General features: G+C 67.3%; 23 protein-coding genes. 17 read left to right on the top strand and 6 right to left on the bottom strand.

The features are described 5' to 3' along the window. Positions 1 to 87: 87 nt before the first annotated feature. Positions 88 to 990, top strand: a complete 903-nt coding sequence (locus OX89_RS04550) for a universal stress protein (RefSeq protein WP_047349881.1) — start codon at positions 88 to 90, stop codon at positions 988 to 990. Here OX89_RS04550 and OX89_RS04555 read toward each other — a convergent pair. After that, a complete protein-coding gene (locus tag OX89_RS04555) occupies positions 951 to 1,385 on the bottom strand; it encodes a DUF1841 family protein (protein WP_041836092.1) in 435 nt (144 codons plus the stop codon). The genes OX89_RS04550 and OX89_RS04555 overlap by 40 nt on opposite strands. A 151-nt stretch (positions 1,386 to 1,536) precedes the next feature. Here OX89_RS04555 and OX89_RS04560 point away from each other — a divergent pair, with 151 nt between their 5' ends. Next, complete coding sequence (locus OX89_RS04560) at positions 1,537 to 1,758, top strand: hypothetical protein (RefSeq protein ID WP_015914177.1); 222 nt, start codon at positions 1,537 to 1,539, stop codon at positions 1,756 to 1,758. Between the two features lie 66 nt (positions 1,759 to 1,824). Here OX89_RS04560 and OX89_RS04565 read toward each other — a convergent pair whose 3' ends face one another. Next, entirely contained in the window at positions 1,825 to 2,628 is an 804-nt protein-coding gene (locus OX89_RS04565; protein ID WP_047349744.1) for an IclR family transcriptional regulator, read from the bottom strand. Between the two features lie 115 nt (positions 2,629 to 2,743). Here OX89_RS04565 and OX89_RS04570 point away from each other — a divergent pair, with 115 nt between their 5' ends. The 5 genes from OX89_RS04570 (at position 2,744) to OX89_RS04590 (ending at position 7,332) form a co-directional block, all read left to right on the top strand. Further along, positions 2,744 to 3,439, top strand: coding sequence for a 3-oxoacid CoA-transferase subunit A (locus OX89_RS04570; protein WP_015914175.1), 696 nt, complete (start codon positions 2,744 to 2,746; stop codon positions 3,437 to 3,439). Positions 3,440 to 3,466: 27 nt separating this feature from the next. Then, on the top strand, positions 3,467 to 4,126 hold the full coding sequence (locus tag OX89_RS04575; protein ID WP_047349745.1) for a 3-oxoacid CoA-transferase subunit B: 660 nt from the start codon (positions 3,467 to 3,469) through the stop codon (positions 4,124 to 4,126). Between the two features lie 85 nt (positions 4,127 to 4,211). Beyond that, positions 4,212 to 5,423 (top strand): 3-oxoadipyl-CoA thiolase, encoded by a 1,212-nt coding sequence (gene pcaF / locus OX89_RS04580; protein ID WP_047349746.1) that lies wholly within the window; start codon positions 4,212 to 4,214, stop codon positions 5,421 to 5,423. 27 nt (positions 5,424 to 5,450) lie between these two features. Further along, entirely contained in the window at positions 5,451 to 6,251 is an 801-nt protein-coding gene (gene pcaD / locus OX89_RS04585; RefSeq protein WP_015914172.1) for a 3-oxoadipate enol-lactonase, read from the top strand. An 88-nt stretch (positions 6,252 to 6,339) separates the two neighbouring features. Next, positions 6,340 to 7,332 carry a tripartite tricarboxylate transporter substrate binding protein gene (locus tag OX89_RS04590; RefSeq protein WP_047349747.1) on the top strand — a complete coding sequence of 331 codons (993 nt, stop codon included), beginning with the start codon at positions 6,340 to 6,342 and terminating at the stop codon, positions 7,330 to 7,332. Positions 7,333 to 7,454: 122 nt separating this feature from the next. Here OX89_RS04590 and kefC read toward each other — a convergent pair whose 3' ends face one another. Then, positions 7,455 to 9,326, bottom strand: a complete 1,872-nt coding sequence (kefC, locus tag OX89_RS04595; protein WP_047349748.1) for a glutathione-regulated potassium-efflux system protein KefC — start codon at positions 9,324 to 9,326, stop codon at positions 7,455 to 7,457. Positions 9,327 to 9,613: 287 nt separating this feature from the next. Here kefC and OX89_RS04600 point away from each other — a divergent pair, with 287 nt between their 5' ends. The 3 genes from OX89_RS04600 (at position 9,614) to OX89_RS04610 (ending at position 11,567) form a co-directional block, all read left to right on the top strand. After that, positions 9,614 to 10,252, top strand: a complete 639-nt coding sequence (locus OX89_RS04600; RefSeq protein ID WP_015914169.1) for a LysE family transporter — start codon at positions 9,614 to 9,616, stop codon at positions 10,250 to 10,252. A 147-nt stretch (positions 10,253 to 10,399) separates the two neighbouring features. Continuing rightward, positions 10,400 to 11,020: a ParA family protein gene (locus tag OX89_RS04605; protein ID WP_047349749.1), complete on the top strand. Its 621-nt coding sequence runs from the start codon at positions 10,400 to 10,402 to the stop codon at positions 11,018 to 11,020. 82 nt (positions 11,021 to 11,102) lie between these two features. Next, positions 11,103 to 11,567, top strand: coding sequence for a MaoC family dehydratase (locus OX89_RS04610; protein ID WP_011806640.1), 465 nt, complete (start codon positions 11,103 to 11,105; stop codon positions 11,565 to 11,567). 31 nt (positions 11,568 to 11,598) lie between these two features. On the opposite strand, the gene OX89_RS04615 is transcribed toward OX89_RS04610, so the two are convergent. Then, positions 11,599 to 12,087 carry a tRNA (cytidine(34)-2'-O)-methyltransferase gene (locus tag OX89_RS04615; protein ID WP_015914168.1) on the bottom strand — a complete coding sequence of 163 codons (489 nt, stop codon included), beginning with the start codon at positions 12,085 to 12,087 and terminating at the stop codon, positions 11,599 to 11,601. An 89-nt stretch (positions 12,088 to 12,176) separates the two neighbouring features. Beyond that, on the bottom strand, positions 12,177 to 12,905 hold the full coding sequence (locus OX89_RS04620) for a ComF family protein (protein WP_047349750.1): 729 nt from the start codon (positions 12,903 to 12,905) through the stop codon (positions 12,177 to 12,179). A 35-nt stretch (positions 12,906 to 12,940) separates the two neighbouring features. Between OX89_RS04620 and OX89_RS04625 the strand changes: the two genes are divergently transcribed. The 7 genes from OX89_RS04625 to OX89_RS04650 all read left to right on the top strand — a co-directional run bounded on the left by OX89_RS04625 (position 12,941) and on the right by OX89_RS04650 (position 19,019). Then, positions 12,941 to 13,849 carry a class I SAM-dependent methyltransferase gene (locus OX89_RS04625; protein ID WP_047349751.1) on the top strand — a complete coding sequence of 303 codons (909 nt, stop codon included), beginning with the start codon at positions 12,941 to 12,943 and terminating at the stop codon, positions 13,847 to 13,849. 423 nt (positions 13,850 to 14,272) lie between these two features. Then, the gene (gene coxB, locus OX89_RS04630; protein WP_015914165.1) at positions 14,273 to 15,442 is read left to right on the top strand and encodes a cytochrome c oxidase subunit II; all 1,170 of its coding nucleotides are present in this window, start codon (positions 14,273 to 14,275) and stop codon (positions 15,440 to 15,442) included. Between the two features lie 32 nt (positions 15,443 to 15,474). Next, positions 15,475 to 17,109, top strand: coding sequence for a cytochrome c oxidase subunit I (gene ctaD / locus OX89_RS04635; RefSeq protein ID WP_047349882.1), 1,635 nt, complete (start codon positions 15,475 to 15,477; stop codon positions 17,107 to 17,109). A gap of 17 nt (positions 17,110 to 17,126) precedes the next feature. Beyond that, positions 17,127 to 17,237 (top strand): cytochrome oxidase small assembly protein, encoded by a 111-nt coding sequence (locus tag OX89_RS19010; protein WP_011806633.1) that lies wholly within the window; start codon positions 17,127 to 17,129, stop codon positions 17,235 to 17,237. Between the two features lie 15 nt (positions 17,238 to 17,252). Beyond that, complete coding sequence (locus OX89_RS04640) at positions 17,253 to 17,873, top strand: cytochrome c oxidase assembly protein (RefSeq protein WP_011806632.1); 621 nt, start codon at positions 17,253 to 17,255, stop codon at positions 17,871 to 17,873. Continuing rightward, positions 17,870 to 18,079, top strand: a complete 210-nt coding sequence (locus tag OX89_RS04645; protein ID WP_047349752.1) for a DUF2970 domain-containing protein — start codon at positions 17,870 to 17,872, stop codon at positions 18,077 to 18,079. Before OX89_RS04640 ends, OX89_RS04645 begins: the two co-directional genes overlap by 4 nt. A 58-nt stretch (positions 18,080 to 18,137) precedes the next feature. Next, positions 18,138 to 19,019 (top strand): cytochrome c oxidase subunit 3, encoded by an 882-nt coding sequence (locus OX89_RS04650; RefSeq protein ID WP_047349753.1) that lies wholly within the window; start codon positions 18,138 to 18,140, stop codon positions 19,017 to 19,019. Positions 19,020 to 19,196: 177 nt separating this feature from the next. On the opposite strand, the gene OX89_RS04655 is transcribed toward OX89_RS04650, so the two are convergent. Further along, positions 19,197 to 19,421, bottom strand: a complete 225-nt coding sequence (locus OX89_RS04655; protein WP_015914161.1) for a twin transmembrane helix small protein — start codon at positions 19,419 to 19,421, stop codon at positions 19,197 to 19,199. Positions 19,422 to 19,434: the final 13 nt, after the last annotated feature.

A 19,434-nucleotide genomic window follows, 5' to 3' on the forward strand; every position in this document is an offset into this window, starting at 1 on the left:
AATGCGCACCTTCTTCCCGCCGATGACGCGCCGCTGACGGTCGCTTTGTGCGCCGTTGTTCCCGCTTGTTGACCAGGAGTTTTGACCATGCGCCTTCAGACCATTGTGGCCCTCACCGATTTCTCGACCGCGGCGGAGCATGCGCTTGACCGTGCCGCGCTGTTGGCTGCCGAGCACAAGGCGCGCCTGCATCTTCTGTTCGGTGCGGAGCAGCCGGACCCGAAGTTCGTCGACCCGCAGGCGCGGCTGGAGCAGCGCGCGCGCCAACTGGCGCGCCGCCACGACCTGCCGGTCAAGGCCCTGGCGTACCGCGGCGCCGGCGTGGTGGATGAGGTCTTGCGCGCGGCCGTGGGCGCCGACCTGCTGGTGCTGGACAAGCGCGCGCACCAGGGCGTGGAGCAGTTGTGGCGCGGTGGCACGTTGAGCCAGATCCTGCGGCGCAGTCCGTGCCCCGTGCTGGTGGTGCAGCGTGCGGCGCGCGAGGCTTATGCGCATGTGCTGCTGGCCGTGGATTTTTCGCCGGCGGCCGATGCCATGGTGCGCTACGCGAGCGGGCTGGATACTGCCGCTGCGGTGGAGCTGTTCCATGCCGTGGACCTGCGCGATGAGGCCAAGCTGCGCAGTGCCGAGGCATCGGCCCAGGCCGTGCGCGCGTGGCGCGCGCAAATGCAGCGGCATGCGCACGACCGGCTGGTGCGGCTGTCCGATGCCTTTGAGGCGCGGCGCAATCGCGTGGGAATGACCGTCGGCATGGGCGATGTGGCGCGGCAGGTGGCCGTGCAGCAGGAGCGCTCGGGCGCGGAGCTGGTGGCGCTGATGCACCGGCGCCGGGGATGGATGCTGGATCTGCTGCTGGGCAGCGTAGCCCAGCGGCTGCTGGGGGGTGTGGGCTGCGACGTGCTGGTGTACCCGCACGACTACGCTGGCGCCGCACCGCGCGGCACCACGTCTCAGCCCCGCGTGGCGCGCCGCTGGACGCAGGCGATATAGGCGTCGCCGTCGGGTGCCCGACCCGCGCGCTGGGCCTCCCACAGCATGGTGCCCAGGCACTCCATGGCGGCGTGGTGCGCGTCGTGCAACGACCCCAAGCGCGCGGCCAGCAGTTCCACGGCCTGGCGGATGCCGCGCGGCTGGTCGATGCTGCACTGCTCGCTGATCGAGAGGTGCATCGACAGGTGCAGGAAGGGGTTGGTGCGGTCCGGCGTCTCGTCGTAGTTGCGCGCCAGGGCGGTATCTACATCGGCCAGCTCGGGCTGGTACTCGGGGTGCTCCGCGATCCACAGGCCGGCCAGCGTCTCGATGGCCTCCATGGGCTGGCCGGCCTGCTGCTTGGCATGCGTGGCGCAGAAGAAGCGGCGTACGTCGGCTTGGGTGGGATTGAACATGGATTCCAGAGTAGCATGCAACGTGGCGGCTCTGCCGCGGGATGTCGCGGTGGCCTCCTACGCCGGCGGGGTTACGCCCAGCTCTACAGTAGCGGCGGGCGCCGCTGGCGGTTGCCGACCCTACGACCAACATAAAAAAGAGGTGGACACCATGACGGGCATGCGCATTCTGGGCGTGATCTTGCTGATTCTGGGCCTGGCCGGGTTCTTCACCGGGGGCTTCAGCTTCACCAAGGAAACCACGCAGGCCCGCATCGGGCCGCTGGAGCTGTCGGTGAAGGAAAAAGAATCCGTCAATGTGCCGCAATGGCTCAGCATTGGCGCGATCGCCGTGGGCGCCCTGGTGCTGGTACTCAGCATGCGCAAGCCCTGACGCAGGTTCCATGGCCGCGCACGGTTTGCGCCGTGCGCGCGGGCGTTGGCCCAGGTCCTACGTGCGTCAGGGCCGGCGCGTGCCCAGCATGCGCGAGATGGTCTGGGCCGTGGCCAGCAGTTCGGGCAGCAACTGCTCGCGCAGCATTTCGGTGCTGGTGCGATTGGCCTGGCCGCTGATGTTCAGGGCCGCCACCACCTGGCCCGCCCGGTTCTTGAGTGGCGCTGCCACCGAAATCAAACCCTCTTCCAGTTCCTGATCCACCAGGCACCAGCCCTGGGCGCGTGCCTGGGCGATGCGCGCGAGCAGCGTCGCATCGTCCAGCACCGTGTGGCGCGTGAACTGCTGGCGCGGCAGCGCGGACAGCCGGGCGCGCAGGTCCTGCTCGGGCAGCTCGGCCAGCAGCACGCGGCCCAGCGACGTCCAGAACGCCGGCAGGCGTGAGCCCACGGCCAGGTTGGTGCTCATGATCTTGTGGGTGTGTACGCGCAGCACATAGACGATGTCCAGCCCGTCCAGTACGGCGGCGGAGCAGGACTCGTGCACGCGGTCGGTGAGGGCCTCCATCAGCGGCTCGGCCAGGTCCCAGATGGGCATGGAACTGAGGTAGGCAAAGCCCAGGTCCAGGATGCGCGGCGTGAGGCGGAACAGCCGGCCATCGCTCTCCAGATACCCGAGCGTCTGCAGCGTCAGCAAGATGCGGCGCGCGCCTGCGCGCGTCAGGCCGGTACGTGCCGCCACTTCGCTCAGGGTCTGCTGCGGCGCCGCCGCGCTGAAGGAGCGGATCACCTCCAGCCCGCGTGCAAACGACTGCACGTAGCTATCCCCCGGCTTGTGGGTATTACTTACGGAAAGGGGAGTGTCATCCATGGCTGTTCGTCCTAAAATTCATTATACGAACATTTGTTCTATATACGAACAAAGTGACACGATCACGACAGCCGGCCCGGGCCGGCTCCTTTTCCCCTCACTGGACCAGCAACACATGATCAACAAGATTGCGGATTCCGTTGCCGAGGCGCTCGCGGGCGTGCAGGACGGCGCCACCGTACTGATTGGCGGCTTTGGCACTTCGGGCAACCCCATTGAACTGATCAACGGCCTGATCGCCCAAGGCGCGCGCGACCTCACCGTGGTCAACAACAACGCCGGCAACGGCGATGCCGGCCTGGCCGCGCTGCTCAAGAGCGGGCAGGTGCGCAAGATCATCTGCAGCTTCCCGCGCCAGGTGGACAGCTATGTGTTCGACGAGCTGTACCGCAGCGGCAAGATCGAGCTGGAACTGGTGCCCCAGGGCAATCTGGCCGAGCGCATGCGCGCCGCGGGCGCTGGCATCGGCGCCTTCTTCTGCCCCACGGCCTATGGCACGCAGCTGGCCGAAGGCAAGGAAACCCGCGAGATCAACGGCAAGCACTACGTGCTGGAGTACCCCATCTACGGCGATGTGGCCTTGGTCAAGGCCGAGAAGGGCGACCGCTGGGGCAACCTGACCTACCGCATGTCGGCGCGCAACTTCGGCCCCGTGTGCGCCATGGCGGCCAAGTACACCGTGGCCACCGTGCATGAGCTGGTGGAGCTGGGCGAGATGGACCCCGAGGCCGTGGTCACCCCCGGCATCTACGTGAGCAAGGTCGTCCAGGTGCCGCGCGTGGCCACCCAGGCCGGTGGATTCAAGAAGTAAAGCCCGTTCAGCCCAAGGAGATACAGCGTGAGCAGCTATCAAAAACGAACCAAGGACGAACTGGCCGCACGAGTGGCCCAGGACATCTTCGACGGTGCCTATGTGAACCTGGGCATCGGCCAGCCGACCCTGGTGGCCAACCATATCCCCGCAGGCCGCGAGGTGGTGCTGCATTCCGAGAACGGCATCCTGGGCATGGGCCCCGCGCCCGCCAAGGGCCAGGAGGACTATGACCTGACCAACGCCGGCAAGCAGCCCGTGACGCTGCTGCCCGGTGGCTGCTACTTCCACCATGCCGACAGCTTCGCGATGATGCGCGGCGGCCACCTGGACATCTGCGTGCTGGGCGCCTTCCAGGTGTCGGCCACGGGCGACCTGGCCAACTGGAGCACCGGCGAGCCCGGCGCCATTCCTGCCGTGGGCGGCGCCATGGACCTGGCCGTGGGCGCCAAGTCCACCTGGGTGATGATGGATCTGGTCAGCAAGGCTGGCGAATGCAAGGTGGTCGAGGCCTGCACCTACCCCCTGACGGGCCTGGCCTGCGTCAAGCGCATCTACACCGACCTGTGCACGCTGGAATGCACGCCCCAGGGCCTGCGCCTGATCGACACCGTGCCTGGCCTGTCGCACGAGGCGCTGGAGGGCATCGTCGGCCTGCCGATTCAGCCCGCCGCAGCATCGGCATAAAAGCAAGCATCAAAACCGCCTCCAGCGCTTATGGGATAAGCGCTGGCAGCTCACATTTTTGAGATCAATCCACTCTGGAGACACCATGAGCCAAGCCCAACAAGCCTTCATTTGCGACGCCATCCGCACCCCCTTCGGCCGCTACGGCGGCGCCCTGAGCGGCGTGCGCACCGACGACCTGGGCGCCATCCCCATCAGGGCGCTGATGGAGCGCAACCCCGGCGTGGACTGGGCCGCGGTGGACGATGTTCTGTACGGCAACGCCAACCAGGCCGGCGAGGACAACCGCAACGTGGCGCGCATGTCCAGCCTGCTGGCCGGTCTGCCGATCGACGTGCCGGGCGCCACCATCAACCGCCTGTGCGGCTCGGGCCTGGATGCCGTGGGCTCCGCCGCGCGCGCCATCAAGTCCGGCGAAACGCGCCTGATGATCGCCGGCGGCGTGGAATCCATGAGCCGCGCCCCCTTCGTGATGCCCAAGGCCGAAAGCGCCTTCAGCCGCAACAACGCCGTGTACGACACGACCATCGGCTGGCGCTTCGTCAACAAGCTGATGAAGGCGCAGTACGGTGTCGATTCGATGCCCGAGACGGCCGAAAACGTGGCTGACGATTTCAAGATCGAGCGCGAAGCGCAAGACCGCATGGCCCTGGCCAGCCAGCAAAAGGCCGCCGCCGCGATGGCCGCCGGCTACCTGGCCAAGGAAATCGTCAACGTCGTCATTCCCCAGAAGAAGGGCGACGCCGTCGTGGTCAGCCAGGACGAGCATCCCCGCGCCACCACGCTGGAGGCGCTGGCCAAGCTCAAGGGCGTGGTGCGCGAGGGCGGCACCGTCACGGCCGGCAACGCCAGCGGCGTGAACGACGGCGCCTGCGCGCTGCTGCTGGCCGATGAGGCGGCCGCCCAGCAATACAACCTGGTGCCCCGCGCCCGCGTGGTGGGCATGGCCGTGGCCGGCGTGGCGCCGCGCATCATGGGCTTTGGCCCCGCGCCCGCCGTGCGCAAGGTGCTGGCCCAGACCGGCCTGACGCTGGACCAGATGGACGTGATCGAGCTGAACGAAGCCTTCGCCGCACAGGGCCTGGCCGTGCTGCGCGACCTGGGTGTTGCCGATGACGACAAGCGCGTCAACCAGTGGGGCGGCGCCATCGCCCTGGGCCACCCGCTGGGGGCCTCGGGCGCGCGCCTGGCCACCACCGCCGTGAACCAGCTGCACACGCTGGGCGGCCGCTACGCGCTGTGCACCATGTGCATCGGCGTGGGCCAGGGCATCGCCGTGGTGCTGGAGCGCGTGTAAGCGCGCGGCGTGACCCGAGGAGCGAGCATGAACAAGCAAGAACGCTGGGTGGACGTGCAAGGCGGGCGCCTGCGCGTGTGCGTGCAAGGCCCCGAGGGCGCCCCGGCCCTGGTGTTTTCCAACTCCCTGGGCACCACGCTGGAGATGTGGGACGCGCAGGCCGCGCGCTTCGCCCAGGACTTCCGCGTGGTGCGCTACGACACGCGCGGCCACGGCGCGAGCGTGGTGACACCCGGCCCCTACACCTTCGAACTGCTGGGCGGCGACGTGGTCGCGCTGCTGGATGCGCTGCGGATCGAGCGTGCGCACTTCTGCGGCATCTCCATGGGCGGCTTCACGGGCCTGTGGCTGGGCGTGCACCAGCCCCAGCGTCTGCTGAGCCTGGCCGTGTGCAACAGCGCCGCCAAGATCGGCACGGCCGAAGGCTGGCAGGCCCGCGCCGCGCTGGTGCGCGAAAAGGGCCGTGACGCCATGGCGGAGCTGGCCGCATCGTCACCCGCGCGCTGGTTCACCCCAGCCTTCTGCGCGGCCGAGCCGGACGTGGTGCTGCGCGCGCAGAGCTGGATTGCCGGCATTTCCCCTGAGGGCTATGCCGCCTGCTGCGAAGCCCTGGCGCTGGCCGACCTGCGCTCGCAGATGGGTGGCATCGACGTGCCCACGCTGATCGTGGCCGGCAGCGCCGACCCCGTGACCACTGTGGCCGACGGCCGCTTCATGCAGGCGGCCATTGCCGGTGCGCGGCTGGCCGAGGTGCCGGCTTCGCACCTGTCCAACCTGGAAGCGCCGCAGGCCTTTGACGAGGCCCTGGCGCAGTTCCTGCGCGGCTGAGACCGCAGGTAGCGATGCAGTGCGGCTTGCTGCGCTGCCCACGCCGCTCCCTTCCATTCATCCAATCCTAGAGAAAGAGGAAACAAGCATGACCAACCTTCATCACACCACCCGCCGCACGTTGCTGGCCTCCCTGGCCGTGGCCGCCGCCGGCGCGCTGCCCCTGGGCGCCCTGGCGCAGAACTTCCCCACCAAGCCCATCACCATCATCGTGCCGTTCTCGGCCGGCGGCACCACCGACATCCTGGCGCGCATCGTGGGCCAGGGCCTCACCACCGAGCTGGGCCAGTCCGTCGTGGTGGACAACAAGCCCGGCGCGGGCGGCAACATTGGCGGATCGCTGGCCGCCAAGGCCGCAGCCGACGGCTACACCCTGTTCATGGGTACGGTGGGCACGCACGCCATCAACCAGTCGCTGTACAAGAAGATGCCCTTCGACCCGGTGAAGGACTTTGCGCCGCTGTCGCGCGTGGCCACGGTGCCCAACCTGTTGGTCGCACACCCCAGCCAGCCGTTCAAGACCGTGAAGGAAATGATCGCCTATGCCAAGGCCAACCCCGGCAAGATCACGTATGGCTCGCCCGGCAGCGGCGCGTCGCCCCACGTGTCGGGCGAGCTCTTCAAGAGCATGACCGGCACCGATCTGCTGCACATCCCCTACAAGGGCAGCGCCCCCGCCATGACCGACCTGCTGGGCGGCCAGACCTCCGTCATGTTCGACAACATGCCTTCGGCCATCCAGCACGTGCGCTCGGGCAAGCTGCGCCCCATCGCCGTGACCACCGCCAAGCGCTCGCCCGAGCTGCCTGACGTGCCGACCATCGCCGAAGCCGGCGTGCCCGGCTACGAGGCAACCTCCTGGTTCGGCATGTTTGCGCCGGCCGGCACGCCCAAGCCGGTGCTGGACAAGCTGCACGCCGCGCTGATCAAGGTGCTGAACCAGGCCGACGTGAAGAAGAAGATCGCCGAGCAGGGCGGTGACGTGGTGGCCGAGACCCCCGCGCAGTTTGCCGCCTTCATCCAGGCCGAAAGCGTGAAGTGGGGCAAGGTGGTGAAGGAGTCCGGCGCGACGGCCGACTGACCCTTCGCTGAGCGGTTCAGCCGCTTACCCCTCCCTCACACGGGGTGTGGAGGGGTAGCGGTAATCTGCTATTGATACGAGAGCTTGTAGCGCTTGATAGGCGGGTGCTACAGGCTCTTTTGTTATGGAGCCTTGGGTGCCTGGGGCACCTCGGGCGGCAGGCCGGCGCCAGCCTCCGCCGCGGCCAGGCGTTCCTGGCGCTCCTTGGCCATCTGCTCCACCAGCTGGGCGCGGCCCTGCTTGGCGACGGCGATCATGGCCTCGCGGTCGTTGTGGTGCTCGTACATGCGGTTGGACAGCGCCATGTTGTGCGCGCGGAAGCGCTCGGCCAAGGTGTCGGCCTCTTGCGGCGACAGGCCGTTGAGCTCCAGCACCGTGCGTGCGGTGCGCAGGCTGGACTCGAACACCTCGCGCTCCACATGCTCCACGCCCAGATCGCGCAGCGCGTGCCAGTGCGTCACGTCGCGCGCACGCGCCACGATCTGCAACTGGGGAAAGTGCTTCTTCGCCAGTTGCACGATCTTGAGCGACTGCTCCGGCGCGTCCACCGCCACCACCAGGATGCGCGCATGCTCGGCGCCGGCCATGCGCAGCAGGTTCACGCGCGTGGCGTCGCCATAGAACACACGGTAGCCAAAGGTGTGGGCCACCTCCAGCATCTCCACGCTGTGGTCCAGCACCGTGGCGGGCACGCCCTGCGCCAGCATCATGCGCGCCACGATCTGCCCATAGCGCCCGAAGCCGGCAATGATCACCGGGGCCGACTGCGGCTCGGAGATCTCCTGCGCCTGCGGGGCGGTCTTCAGCGTGGCAAAGCGCTTGAGCAGCACCCGGTCCAGCAGCACCAGCAGCAGCGGGCTGATCAGCATGGACAGCGCCACCGCGCCGATCAGCAGCGACGCCATCTCGGCCGGAATCGCGCGAAAGCCCGCGCCGGCCTGGAACACCACGAAGGCGAACTCGCCGCCCTGCGCCAGCAGCAGCGTGAACACCGGCCGCTCCTGGTAGGGCATGGCGGTCACGCGCGCCAGCGTCCAGATCACCAGTGCCTTGATGCCCAGGAAGCCCAGCAGCAGCGCCAGCATGCCCCAGGGCGTACGCAGGATCACGCCGAAGTCGATGCTCATGCCCACCGCGATGAAGAACAGGCCGAGCAGCAGTCCCTTGAAGGGCTCGATGTCGGTCTCCAGCTCGCGGCGGAACTCGCTGTCGGCCAGCAGCACGCCGGCAAGGAACGCGCCCAGCGCCATCGACAGGCCCACCGAGAGCATCAGCATGGCGATGCCCACCACCAGGAACAGCGAGGTGGCGGTGAAGATCTCGGGCGTCTTGCTCTTGGCGATCCAGCGCAGCAGCGGGCGCAGCGCGAGCCGCCCGCCGAGCACGATGGCGCCCACCACGCCCAGGATCTTGGCTGCCTCCAGCAGCAGATCCTGCACTTCGTGCGGATGGTCCAGCTCGGCCGCGCGCGCGGCCACGCCCAGCAGCGGCAGCAGCGCCAGGATGGGGATCGCCGCCACGTCCTGGAACAGCAGGATCGAGAAGGCCTTCTGCCCGCTGTCCGTGCGCATCAGGTTGCGCTCGTGGATCACCTGCAGCGCGATGGCGGTGGACGACAGCGCCAGGCCCAGCGCGCCCACCAGCCCCACGCGCCATGGCAACCCGAACGCCCAGGCCGCGGCCCACAGCAGTGCGGCGCAGCCCACCATCTGGGCCGTACCCAGGCCGAAGATGGGGCGGCGCAGGCTCCACAGGCGGCTGGGCTGCAGCTCCAGCCCCACCAAAAACAGCATCAGCACCACGCCGAACTCCGCGAAATGCAGGATGTCCTGCACATTGCTCACCAGCGCCAGGCCCCAGGGGCCGATGGCGATGCCCGCGGCCAGGTAGCCAATGATGGCGCCCAGCCCCAGCGCGCGGGCGATGGGGACGGCGATCACGGCCGCGGCGAGATAGGTGAATCCGTAGGTGAGCCAGACGGGGGCTTGGGCCATGGTGTGCAGGAAGAGGGCGCGAAAAGTGATGCGGGGAAGTGCGTGCGCCGCACTCGGGCGCGGGCAGAAATTGTGCACCCGGCCCGCGGGCGGCGCAGGAGCGGGGGGCCGCCGGGCGGGCAGGGTGCCGTGGATGCTCTGTTTTTGATAGCTGTTAGCGCTGGATGGAAAAGCGCTAGGCCGCGTTTTCATGCCGGACGCCAGGGGGCCGCCGCGCAGCGTGCCGGCTGCGTCGGCCGATAGAATCGCCGCATTCCTTCCCCCCTCATTTCCCAACGGACCATGACATGGACTGGCATACCTGGATGGCTTTTTTTGCGGCGTCGTGGGTGATCGCCATCTCGCCGGGCTCGGGCGCCGTGCTGTCCATGAGCCACGGGCTGTCCTACGGCGTGCGCCAGGCGGGCGCCACGATCCTGGGGCTGGAGCTGGGCCTGCTGCTGATCCTGGTGGTGGCCGGCGCCGGCGTGGGCTCGCTGCTGGTGGCGTCGGAACTGGCCTTCAGCATCGTCAAGGTGCTGGGTGCGTGCTACCTGATCTACCTGGGCTTCATGCAGTGGCGCGCGGGTGCCGCCGGCACGCTGCAGGGCGACCTGCAGGCGCAGCCTGCGAGCTGGCGCCGCCGCGTGCTCACCGGCCTGCTGACCAATGCGACCAACCCCAAGGGCATCATCTTCATGGTGGCCGTGCTGCCGCAGTTCATGACCGACACGCGCCCGCTGTGGAGCCAGCTGCTGGTGATGGCCGTCACCATGCTATCGGTGGACCTGATCGTGATGAACGGCTACGCCGCCAGCGCCAGCGCGCTGCGCACGCTGATGCGCAGCGGACGCGCCATGCGCACGCAGAACCGCGTGTTTGGCGGCCTGCTGATGCTGGTGGGCGCAGGGCTGTTTTTCGTCAAGCGCGGCACGCAGCACGGATAGCCGGTGGTTAGCTATTTTTATGATAGCTATTGGCGCTTGATGGACGGGCGCTAAGGCCTGTTTTTGCTTATGTGGAGCCAGCGGCCGCGACCGCCGGCACTACGATGCGGGCTGGCCCCGCGCGGGTACGGAACACAGGAGGCAGGCATGACCGTGGTCGCAGTTGCAAATCCCAAGGGCGGCGTGGGCAAGTCCACGCTGGCCACCAACATCGCTGGCTACTACGCCAGCCGCGGGCATGCGGTGGTGCTGGGCGATGTGGACCGCCAGCAGTCCGCGCGGCTGTGGCTGCAGCAACGCCCGGCCGCGGCGCGCCCCATCGGCGCGTGGGATGTGGAGCCCGATCGCTTCGACAAGCCGCCCAAGCATGCCACCCACGCCGTGCTCGACACGCCCGCGGGCCTGCACGGCTGGCGGTTGAAGGACATGCTCAAGCTGGCCGACCGCATCATCGTGCCGCTGCAGCCCAGCGTGTTCGACATCTTCGCCACGCGCCAGTTTCTGGACGAGCTGGCCGCGCACCGTCGCAGCGCGGGCGTGCCGATCGGCATCGTGGGCATGCGCGTGGACGCGCGCACCATCGCGGCGGACAAGCTGCATGCCTTCGTGGACAGCCTGGGCCTGCCGGTGCTGGGCTACCTGCGCGACACGCAGAACTACATCCACCTGGCGGCGCACGGCCTGTCGCTGTTCGATCTGTCGCCCGGCCGCGTGGCGCGCGACCTGGAGCAGTGGCAGGGCATCTGCGCCTGGCTGGACGGCGCCTGACGCGCGCGCTGGCCGAGTTCCGGCGCCAGGGCTGTCGCGGTGCCGACAGGCGCCCGCGCGCGCAGGCCGCTACAGTGGCCGCATGAAAACCTTCCGCAGCTATTCCGAAGTGGCCTCCTGCGTCGGGCAGGAAGTGGCCGTCACCGACTGGGTGGAAGTCACCCAGGCGCAGATCGACCGGTTTGCCGACGCCACGGGCGACCACCAGTGGATCCATGTGGACCCGCAGCGCGCAGCGCAGGGGCCGTTCGGCACCACCATCGCGCACGGCTTTCTGACACTGTCGCTGCTGCCGCGCTTCATGGAGGCATCGTTTGCCATCACCGGCGCGCGCATGGGCGTGAACTACGGGCTCAACCGGGTGCGCTTCCCCGCTCCCGTGCCCGTGGGCAGCCGGCTGCGCGCGCACATGGTGCTGGCAGCGGCCGAGCCCGTCGCGCCCGACGGCATGCAGATGACCTGGGAGGTGACCCTGGAGCGCGAGGGTGGCGACAAGCCCGTGTGCGTGGCAGAGGCGCTGGTGCGCAGCTACGGCGCACCCGCCTGAAGGGCCTGCGCCGGGGGCCTGCCGGTCCGGTTCAGGCAGGCTGGGTCTGCGTGGACGGAGTGAGAAAGCTGTTTTGCCGCCACGCCTCGTAGACCGTCACGGCCACGGCGTTGGACAGGTTCAGGCTGCGCTGGTTGGGCAGCATCGGCAGGCGCAGGCGCTGCGCGGGGGGGAACGTCTCGCGCAGTTCCGGCGGCAGGCCGCGCGATTCGGCACCGAACACGAACCAGTCGCCCGGCAGGAAGCCCGTGTCGTACACCGACTGCGTGCCATGGGTGGTCAGCGCGAACATGCGCGACAGGTCGGGCTGCATGTCGCGCAGCAGGGCCGTCCAGCCCGGGTGGCGGCGCACCTCGGCGTACTCGTGGTAGTCCAGCCCCGCGCGGCGCATGAGAGGGTCTTCCATGGAGAAGCCCAGCGGTTCCACCAGATGCAGCATGCAGCCGGTATTGGCGGCCAGGCGGATCACGTTGCCGGTGTTGGGCGGAATCTCAGGCTCGACGAGGACGATGTGAAACATGGTGGCTATTGTCGGCGGCCGCGGGTGGCGGGCTGACGGATGAGGCGGCAGATGGTGATGAATCGTATACCGGCGGCCATGCCCGCGCGTCACGGCGTGCGGGCCAGCACCAGCGCGCAGACCTGCAGCGCACCCGCATCGCGCAGGGGCGCTGCGGCCGCATGCAGCGTGGCGCCGGTGGTCATCACGTCGTCCACCAGCAGCACCCGCTTGCCGGCCAGTTGCGCGGCCCGCAGCGGGTCGGGCACGAAGGCGCCGCGCAGGTTGCGCAGCCGTTCGGCACGCGCCAGGTGGCTCTGCGCCTCGGTATCGCGCACGCGCAGCAGCATCCGCGCGTGCACCTGTGGATGGCCCAGCGCGCGCGCCAGCAGCAGGGCCTGGTTGTAGCCGCGCTGGCGCAATCGCTCGGGTGACAGCGGCACGGGCAACACCAGGTCGGCCTGGGCCAGCGCTGCCTGCGCGCCTGGGGCACGCGCCATCAGTTGCGCCAGGGCGCCGGCCCAGCCGGGCTCCGCATGGAACTTGAACTGGGCCAGCAGGTCGGCCCAAGGAAAGGCGTAGCTCACTGCGGCCACGCAGGCATCCAGCGGCGGTGGGTGGCGCAGGCAGTCGCCGCACTGCGCGACGCCGTGGGGCAGCAACCGCGCGCAGGTGGCGCAGCGCGGGAGCGGCGGAGCAAACTGCATGCGGCAGGCGTCGCACACGGGGCGCGCGGGCCAGGCATGGCAGACCGCGCAGCGGCTGGGCACTGCCGCGCCCATGCGGGCCAGGCCGCGCGATATCCCTGCCAGGTGCGTGGCCAGATGCGTGAACAGCATGGGCTCAATATACTCGCGGCCATTTGCGGCCCGCCATGTCCGAACACCTTCCGCCCACCATCGACCCGGTTGCCGCTGCACGCTGGCATGCCATGGTGCCCGAGGTCTCGCCCTGGTTGCACGAAGAGGTGGCGCAGCGCATGCAGGAGCGGCTGCAGTGGATCGTGCAGGCGCCGCAGGCCTGGTGCGACTGGGATCCGCTGCGCGGCGGCGTGCAGGGCCATGGCCTGGTGGGGCAGCATTTCGAACAAGCCACCAGCCATATCACCGAGACTTCATCCCCCGCGGGGGAGGCGCTGGCGCGCGTGCGCTTCGCAAAGCCCTGGTGGAGCCCCGCGCGCTGGTCCGCGGCGGCGCCGCGTTTCGGGGTGCCGCCCGAGGGCAGCGTGCAGATGCTGTGGTCCAACATGGCCCTGCACATGGCGGCGGACCCGCAGGCGCTGATCACCCAGTGGCATCGGGCACTGGCGGTGGACGGTTATCTGATGTTCTCGTGCCTGGGCCCTGACACGCTGCGCGAGCTGCACGCGCTATATGCCGAGCTGGGCTGGCCCGCCGCCGGCCACGCCATGACCGACATGCACGACTGGGGCGACATGCTGGTGCATGCGGGGTTTGCCGAGCCTGTCATGGACATGGAACGCATCACGCTCACGTTTGCCACGCCCGAGCGGCTGCTGCAGGAGCTGCGCAGCCTGGGGCGCAACCTGCATCCGCAGCGCTTTCCCGCGTTGCGCGGGCGCCACTGGCGCCAGCGACTGGAAGAGGCGCTGGCCCAGCGGCTGGCCGATCCTCGCCACGAGGGACAGCTTGCATTGACCTTCGAGGTCGTTTACGGCCATGCCTTCAAGCCCGCGCCCCGCGTGCGCGTGGAGGGCAGCAGCGCGGTGTCGCTGCAGGACATGCGCGCCATGCTCCACGCAGGACGCACGGTGCCGCGCTGAGGGGGCTGCGGCGCAATTTGCGCTGTCAATGACCTCAATCAATGCAGGCTACAATTCTTTAAGATTGCAGATTCGGAACTCTCTTGGCGCGCCTGCATCGGGTGGTCGCCCGCGGCCGGCGTCGCGTCTTCTGGGGTTCTGATGGCGCCACGCGGCGCTCTCAGGCCTCCTTTCTGCGTCACTTCTTGGCAGTGTTCTCTCGGGACTAACCTGTATTGCAGCCATGTCCCGTGCTGGGCATGCTGAATGCGATCAAGAGAGTCCGTGTTGGATTGCGGAGACAACAGGCTGCCAGGAAAGCGGTCTGGACTGATTGGTGAAAGCGGGTGCACGGCATGCCCGCATGGCTTTGTGCGCCGCCTGACCCCACGCAGGCGCGCACCGAGGGATTGGTCAATTGGAGCTTAGAAGTAAGTGAGAACTATGAAGAGCATTTCCAACAAGCTGGCTTCTGGGCTGCTGATGGCCGGAGCATGGGTGGGCACGGCGGCCCATGCGGTTCAGAGCCTGCCCGGCGGCCCGGCGGTGAACCAGCTGAACTTGCACCCCCCCGTGACCAAGATCGCCGAGGAGCAGCACTTCCTGCATTGGATGATGCTCATCATCTGCACGGTGATCTTCGTCGGCGTGTTCTCGGTGATGTTCTATTCGATCTGGAAGCACCGCAAGTCGCGCGGCGCCCAGGCCGCCAATTTCCACGAGTCCGTCACCGTCGAGGTGGTCTGGACGGTGATCCCCTTCATCATCGTGGTTCTCATGGCCCTGCCGGCCACCAAGGTGCTGGTGGCGCAAAAGGACACGACCAATGCCGACCTCACGGTGAAGGTGACCGGCTACCAGTGGAAGTGGGGCTACGACTATCTGTCGGGCGAGGGCGAGGGCCTGTCTTTCATCTCCACGCTGGACAGCAGCCATCGCCGGATGTCCGACAGCGGCAACGTGGCCAACGCGCCAGCCGACTACCTGCTGAAGGTGGACGCACCCCTGGTGGTGCCGGTGGGCAAGAAGGTGCGCGTGATCACCACGGCCAACGACGTGATCCACGCCTTCATGGTGCCGGCATTCGGCATCAAGCAGGACGCGATCCCCGGCTTCGTGCGCGACACCTGGTTCCGCGCGGAAAAGGTGGGTGACTACTACGGCCAGTGCGCCGAGTTGTGCGGCAAGGAGCACGCCTACATGCCGATCCACGTCAAGGTAGTGTCCGCACAGGAATACACGCAGTGGGTGGATGGCGAGAAGAAGAAGGCCGCCGCCAAGCTGGACGATCCCAGCAAGGTCTGGACGCTGGACGCGCTGCTGCCGCGCGGCGAGAAGGTCTACGCTGCCAACTGCGCCGCCTGTCACCAGGCCAACGGCAAGGGGGCCGGCCCCATCAAGCCGCTGGACGGTTCGGCCATCGTCACAGACGCCGACCACGCCAAGCAGATCCAGGTGGTGCTCAAGGGCGCTGCCAACGGCGCCATGCCCGCCTGGGCGCAGCTCAGCGACACCGATCTGGCCGCCGTGGTGACCTACACCAAGAACGCCTGGTCCAACAAGACGGGTCAGCTGGTGCAGCCGTCTGAAATCGTGGCCCAGCGCGGCAAGTGAACCGCAACGCCCAACGCATTGAGGAATCGAACATGAGCGCAGTTCTGGACAATCACGGGCACGCCGGCGGCCACGCACACGACCACGGTGACCACCACCACGGCCCCACCGGCTGGCGCCGTTGGGTGTTTGCCACCAACCACAAGGACATCGGGACGCTGTACCTGCTGTTCTCGTTCACCATGCTGATGATCGGCGGCGTGCTCGCGCTGCTGATCCGTGCCGAGCTGTTCCAGCCCGGGCTGCAGGTGGTGAACCCCGAGCTGTTCAACCAACTCACCACCATGCACGGGCTGATCATGGTGTTCGGCGCCATCATGCCGGCCTTCGTGGGCTTTGCGAACTGGATGATCCCGCTGCAGATCGGCGCGTCCGACATGGCGTTTGCGCGCATGAACAACTTCAGCTTCTGGCTGCTGATTCCGGCGGCGCTGCTGCTGGTGGGCTCGTTCTTCATGCCCGGCGGCGCACCGGCTGCGGGCTGGACGCTGTATGCGCCGCTGACCCTGCAGATGGGCCCGTCGATGGACGCCGGCATTTTTGCCATGCACATCATGGGCGCCAGCTCCATCATGGGCGCGATCAACATCATCGTCACCATTTTGAACATGCGCGCGCCGGGCATGACGCTGATGAAGATGCCCATGTTCGCCTGGACCTGGCTGATCACCGCCTACCTGCTGATCGCCGTGATGCCGGTGCTGGCAGGCGCCATCACCATGACGCTGACCGACCGCCACTTTGGCACCAGCTTCTTCAACCCCGCCGGCGGCGGCGACCCGGTGATGTACCAGCACATCTTCTGGTTCTTTGGCCACCCCGAGGTGTACATCATGATCTTGCCGGCCTTTGGCATCGTCAGCCAGGTGGTGCCCGCCTTCAGCCGCAAGAAGCTGTTCGGCTACGCCTCCATGGTGTACGCCACCTCGTCCATCGCGATCCTGTCGTTCATCGTGTGGGCGCACCACATGTTCACCACGGGCATGCCAGTCACGGGCCAGCTGTTCTTCATGTACGCCACGATGCTGATCTCCGTGCCCACGGCCGTGAAGATCTTCAACTGGACGGCGACCATGTGGCGCGGCTCCATGACCTTCGAAACGCCCATGCTCTGGGCCGTGGGCTTCATCTTCGTGTTCACCATCGGCGGCTTCACGGGCCTGATCCTGGCCATGGCGCCGATCGATATCCAGCTGCAGGATACCTACTACGTGGTGGCCCACTTCCACTACGTGCTGGTGGCCGGTTCGTTGTTCGCCATGTTCTCGGCCTACTACTACTGGAGCCCCAAGTGGACGGGCATCATGTACTCGGAGACGCGCGGCAAGATCCACTTCTGGGGCTCGCTGATCACCTTCAACATCACCTTCTTCCCCATGCACTTTCTGGGGTTGGCGGGCATGCCGCGCCGCTATGCCGACTACCCCATGCAGTTTGCCGACTTCAACGCGCTGGCGTCCGTCGGGGCACTGGGCTTTGGACTGATGCAGGTGTACTTCTTCCTGTTCGTCGTGCTGCCGGCCATGCGCGGGCGGGGCGTGAAGGCGCCGCAAAAGCCCTGGGAAGCCGCTGAAGGCCTCGAATGGGAAGTGCCGTCGCCCGCGCCATTCCACACCTTTGAAGTGCCGCCCAAGCTGGACGCTACGGCCACGCGGGTGATCGGCTGACATTGCGGGAGATCGCCATGACCACGCCGGAGCAAAAAAAATCCAACCTGCGCATGGCGCTGATCCTGGCGTCGGTGGCGGCGGTGTTCTTCATCGGATTCATGGTGAAGATCGCCTGGCTGCATTGACGAAAGGGCGGGACCATGGGTGCGCGTAGCGAGAACCTGAAGATGGTGGGCAAGCTGGCCGTGGTGACGATCGGCATGTTCGCCTTCGGCTACGTGCTGATCCCGATCTACAAGCACATTTGCGAGATGACGGGCATCAACATCTTGTCGCTGTCGGAGCGGCAGGTGCCCGGCAACGGCACGGCCGGCCGCAACGCCCAGGTGCCCGCCAACAGCCAGGTGGACAAGACCCGCCTCATCACTGTGGAGTTCGATGCGAACGCGCGTGGCCCGTGGCAGTTCCGGCCCGCGCAGCGCTCCGTGCAGGTGCACCCGGGCGAGCTGGCCACGGTGATGTACGAGTTCCAGAACGTGCAGGACCGCCGCATGGCCGCGCAGGCCATCCCCAGCTATGCGCCGCGCCAGGCGGCCGCCCACTTCACCAAGCTGGAGTGCTTCTGCTTCAACCAATACACCCTGGAGCCGGGCGAGAAGAAGGAATGGCCCGTGGCCTTCGTGATCGACCCGCGCCTGTCCAAGGACGTCACCACGATCACGCTGTCCTACACCTTCTTCGAAGTCGGCGGCAAGACGCCGGCCGCGCCCCAGTCCACGGCCGCCGCACTGCCGGCGACTTCCGCGGAGGCCGGTTCATGAGCCCCACGCCTCCGCGTCCGCCACGCAAGGGATCGCTGTTGCGCACCCTGCGTGCCGTGGCATGGTCGCTGATCGGGTTGCGCAAGGGGGATCAGTACCAGCGCGACCAGGAGACGCTGCAGCCGCTGCACATCGTGTTCGTGGGATTGGTCGCTCTCTTTGTGCTGGTGCTGCTGCTGATCGGACTGGTGAACTGGATTGCTTGAGGCCTGCCGCCGCTGATAACAACGAGACAACCGAGAACTTTGAGAACGAGGAGCTGAAATGAGTGCATCTACCCACGGCACGACGCCTTACTACTACGTCCCCGCGGAGTCTCGCCACCCCGTGCTGGCGGCGGCGGGGTTGTTCTTTGTCCTCCTCGGCGCGAGCCAGTGGATCAACGGCCATGACTGGGGCAAGTATTCGCTGGCCTTCGGCCTGGCGTGGTGGCTGTTCGTGCTGTACCAGTGGTTCCGCGATGCCGCGCGCGAGAGCGAGGGCGGGCTGTATGGCCGCAAGATCGACATCTCGTACCGCTGGAGCATGAGCTGGTTCATCTTCTCGGAGGTGATGTTCTTCGGCGCTTTCTTCACCGCGCTGTGGTGGGCGCGTGCGCATTCCGTGCCGGCCCTGGGCAGCCTGGACAATGCGCTGCTGTGGCCCGACTTCAAGGCCGTCTGGCCCAGCCTGGCGGCCGGGGCGACCGCCTCGCCGGCCAACATCGTGGAGCCGTTCCAGACCGTGGGCCCATTCTGGCTGCCCACCATCAACACCGCGCTGCTGCTGACGTCGGGCGTCACGCTCACCATCGCCCACCACGCGCTGCGCGAAGGCCAGCGCGCCAAGACGATCGGCTTCATGTGGGTCACGGTGCTGCTGGGCTTCGTATTCCTGTGCGTGCAGGGCTACGAGTACTTCCACCTCTACACCGATCTGAACCTCAAGCTCACCTCGGGCGTGTTCGGCTCCACGTTCTTCATGCTCACGGGCTTCCACGGTTTCCACGTGTTCGTGGGCATGCTCATGCTGCTGTTCATCACGCTGCGCCTGCACAGCGGCCACTTCACGGCCGAGCGCCACTTCGGCTTCGAGGGCGCGGCCTGGTACTGGCACTTCGTGGACGTGGTCTGGCTGGGCCTGTACATCCTGGTGTATTGGATGTGATCCCGTCTCCGGATCGGGAAAAAGCGCCGCAAGGCGCTTTTTTTACGCGGAGGTAGTTGCTTCAAAAACAGGAGCTGCCTGCGCTTGATAGATAAGCACTTTGGATATAAAAACTATTGAAAGCCCTGTGCACCAAGCGCAAGGCGCTCACTTTTTTGATGGCCATCGGCGTGCGCCTCAGCGCACTGCGGCGGGCAGCCCGGTTGGCTGGATGTACCCCAGCTTCCAGGCCAGCAGCAGGCACAGGAAGAGCACGATGGACAGCCCCACGCGCAGCCCCAGCGCGCGGGCCATGCGCTTGCCCTGCTGCCGGTCGTCGCCCTTGCCGCGCATCATGAAAAATAGCGCCGAGCCCAAGCTTGCGATGATGGCGAGAAACGCCAATGCCACCAGAATCTTCATGAGGCCCATTATC

Origin of the sequence: Diaphorobacter sp. J5-51, from assembly GCF_001023515.1 — a bacterium.
GTDB lineage: Bacteria > Pseudomonadota > Gammaproteobacteria > Burkholderiales > Burkholderiaceae_C > Diaphorobacter > Diaphorobacter nitroreducens.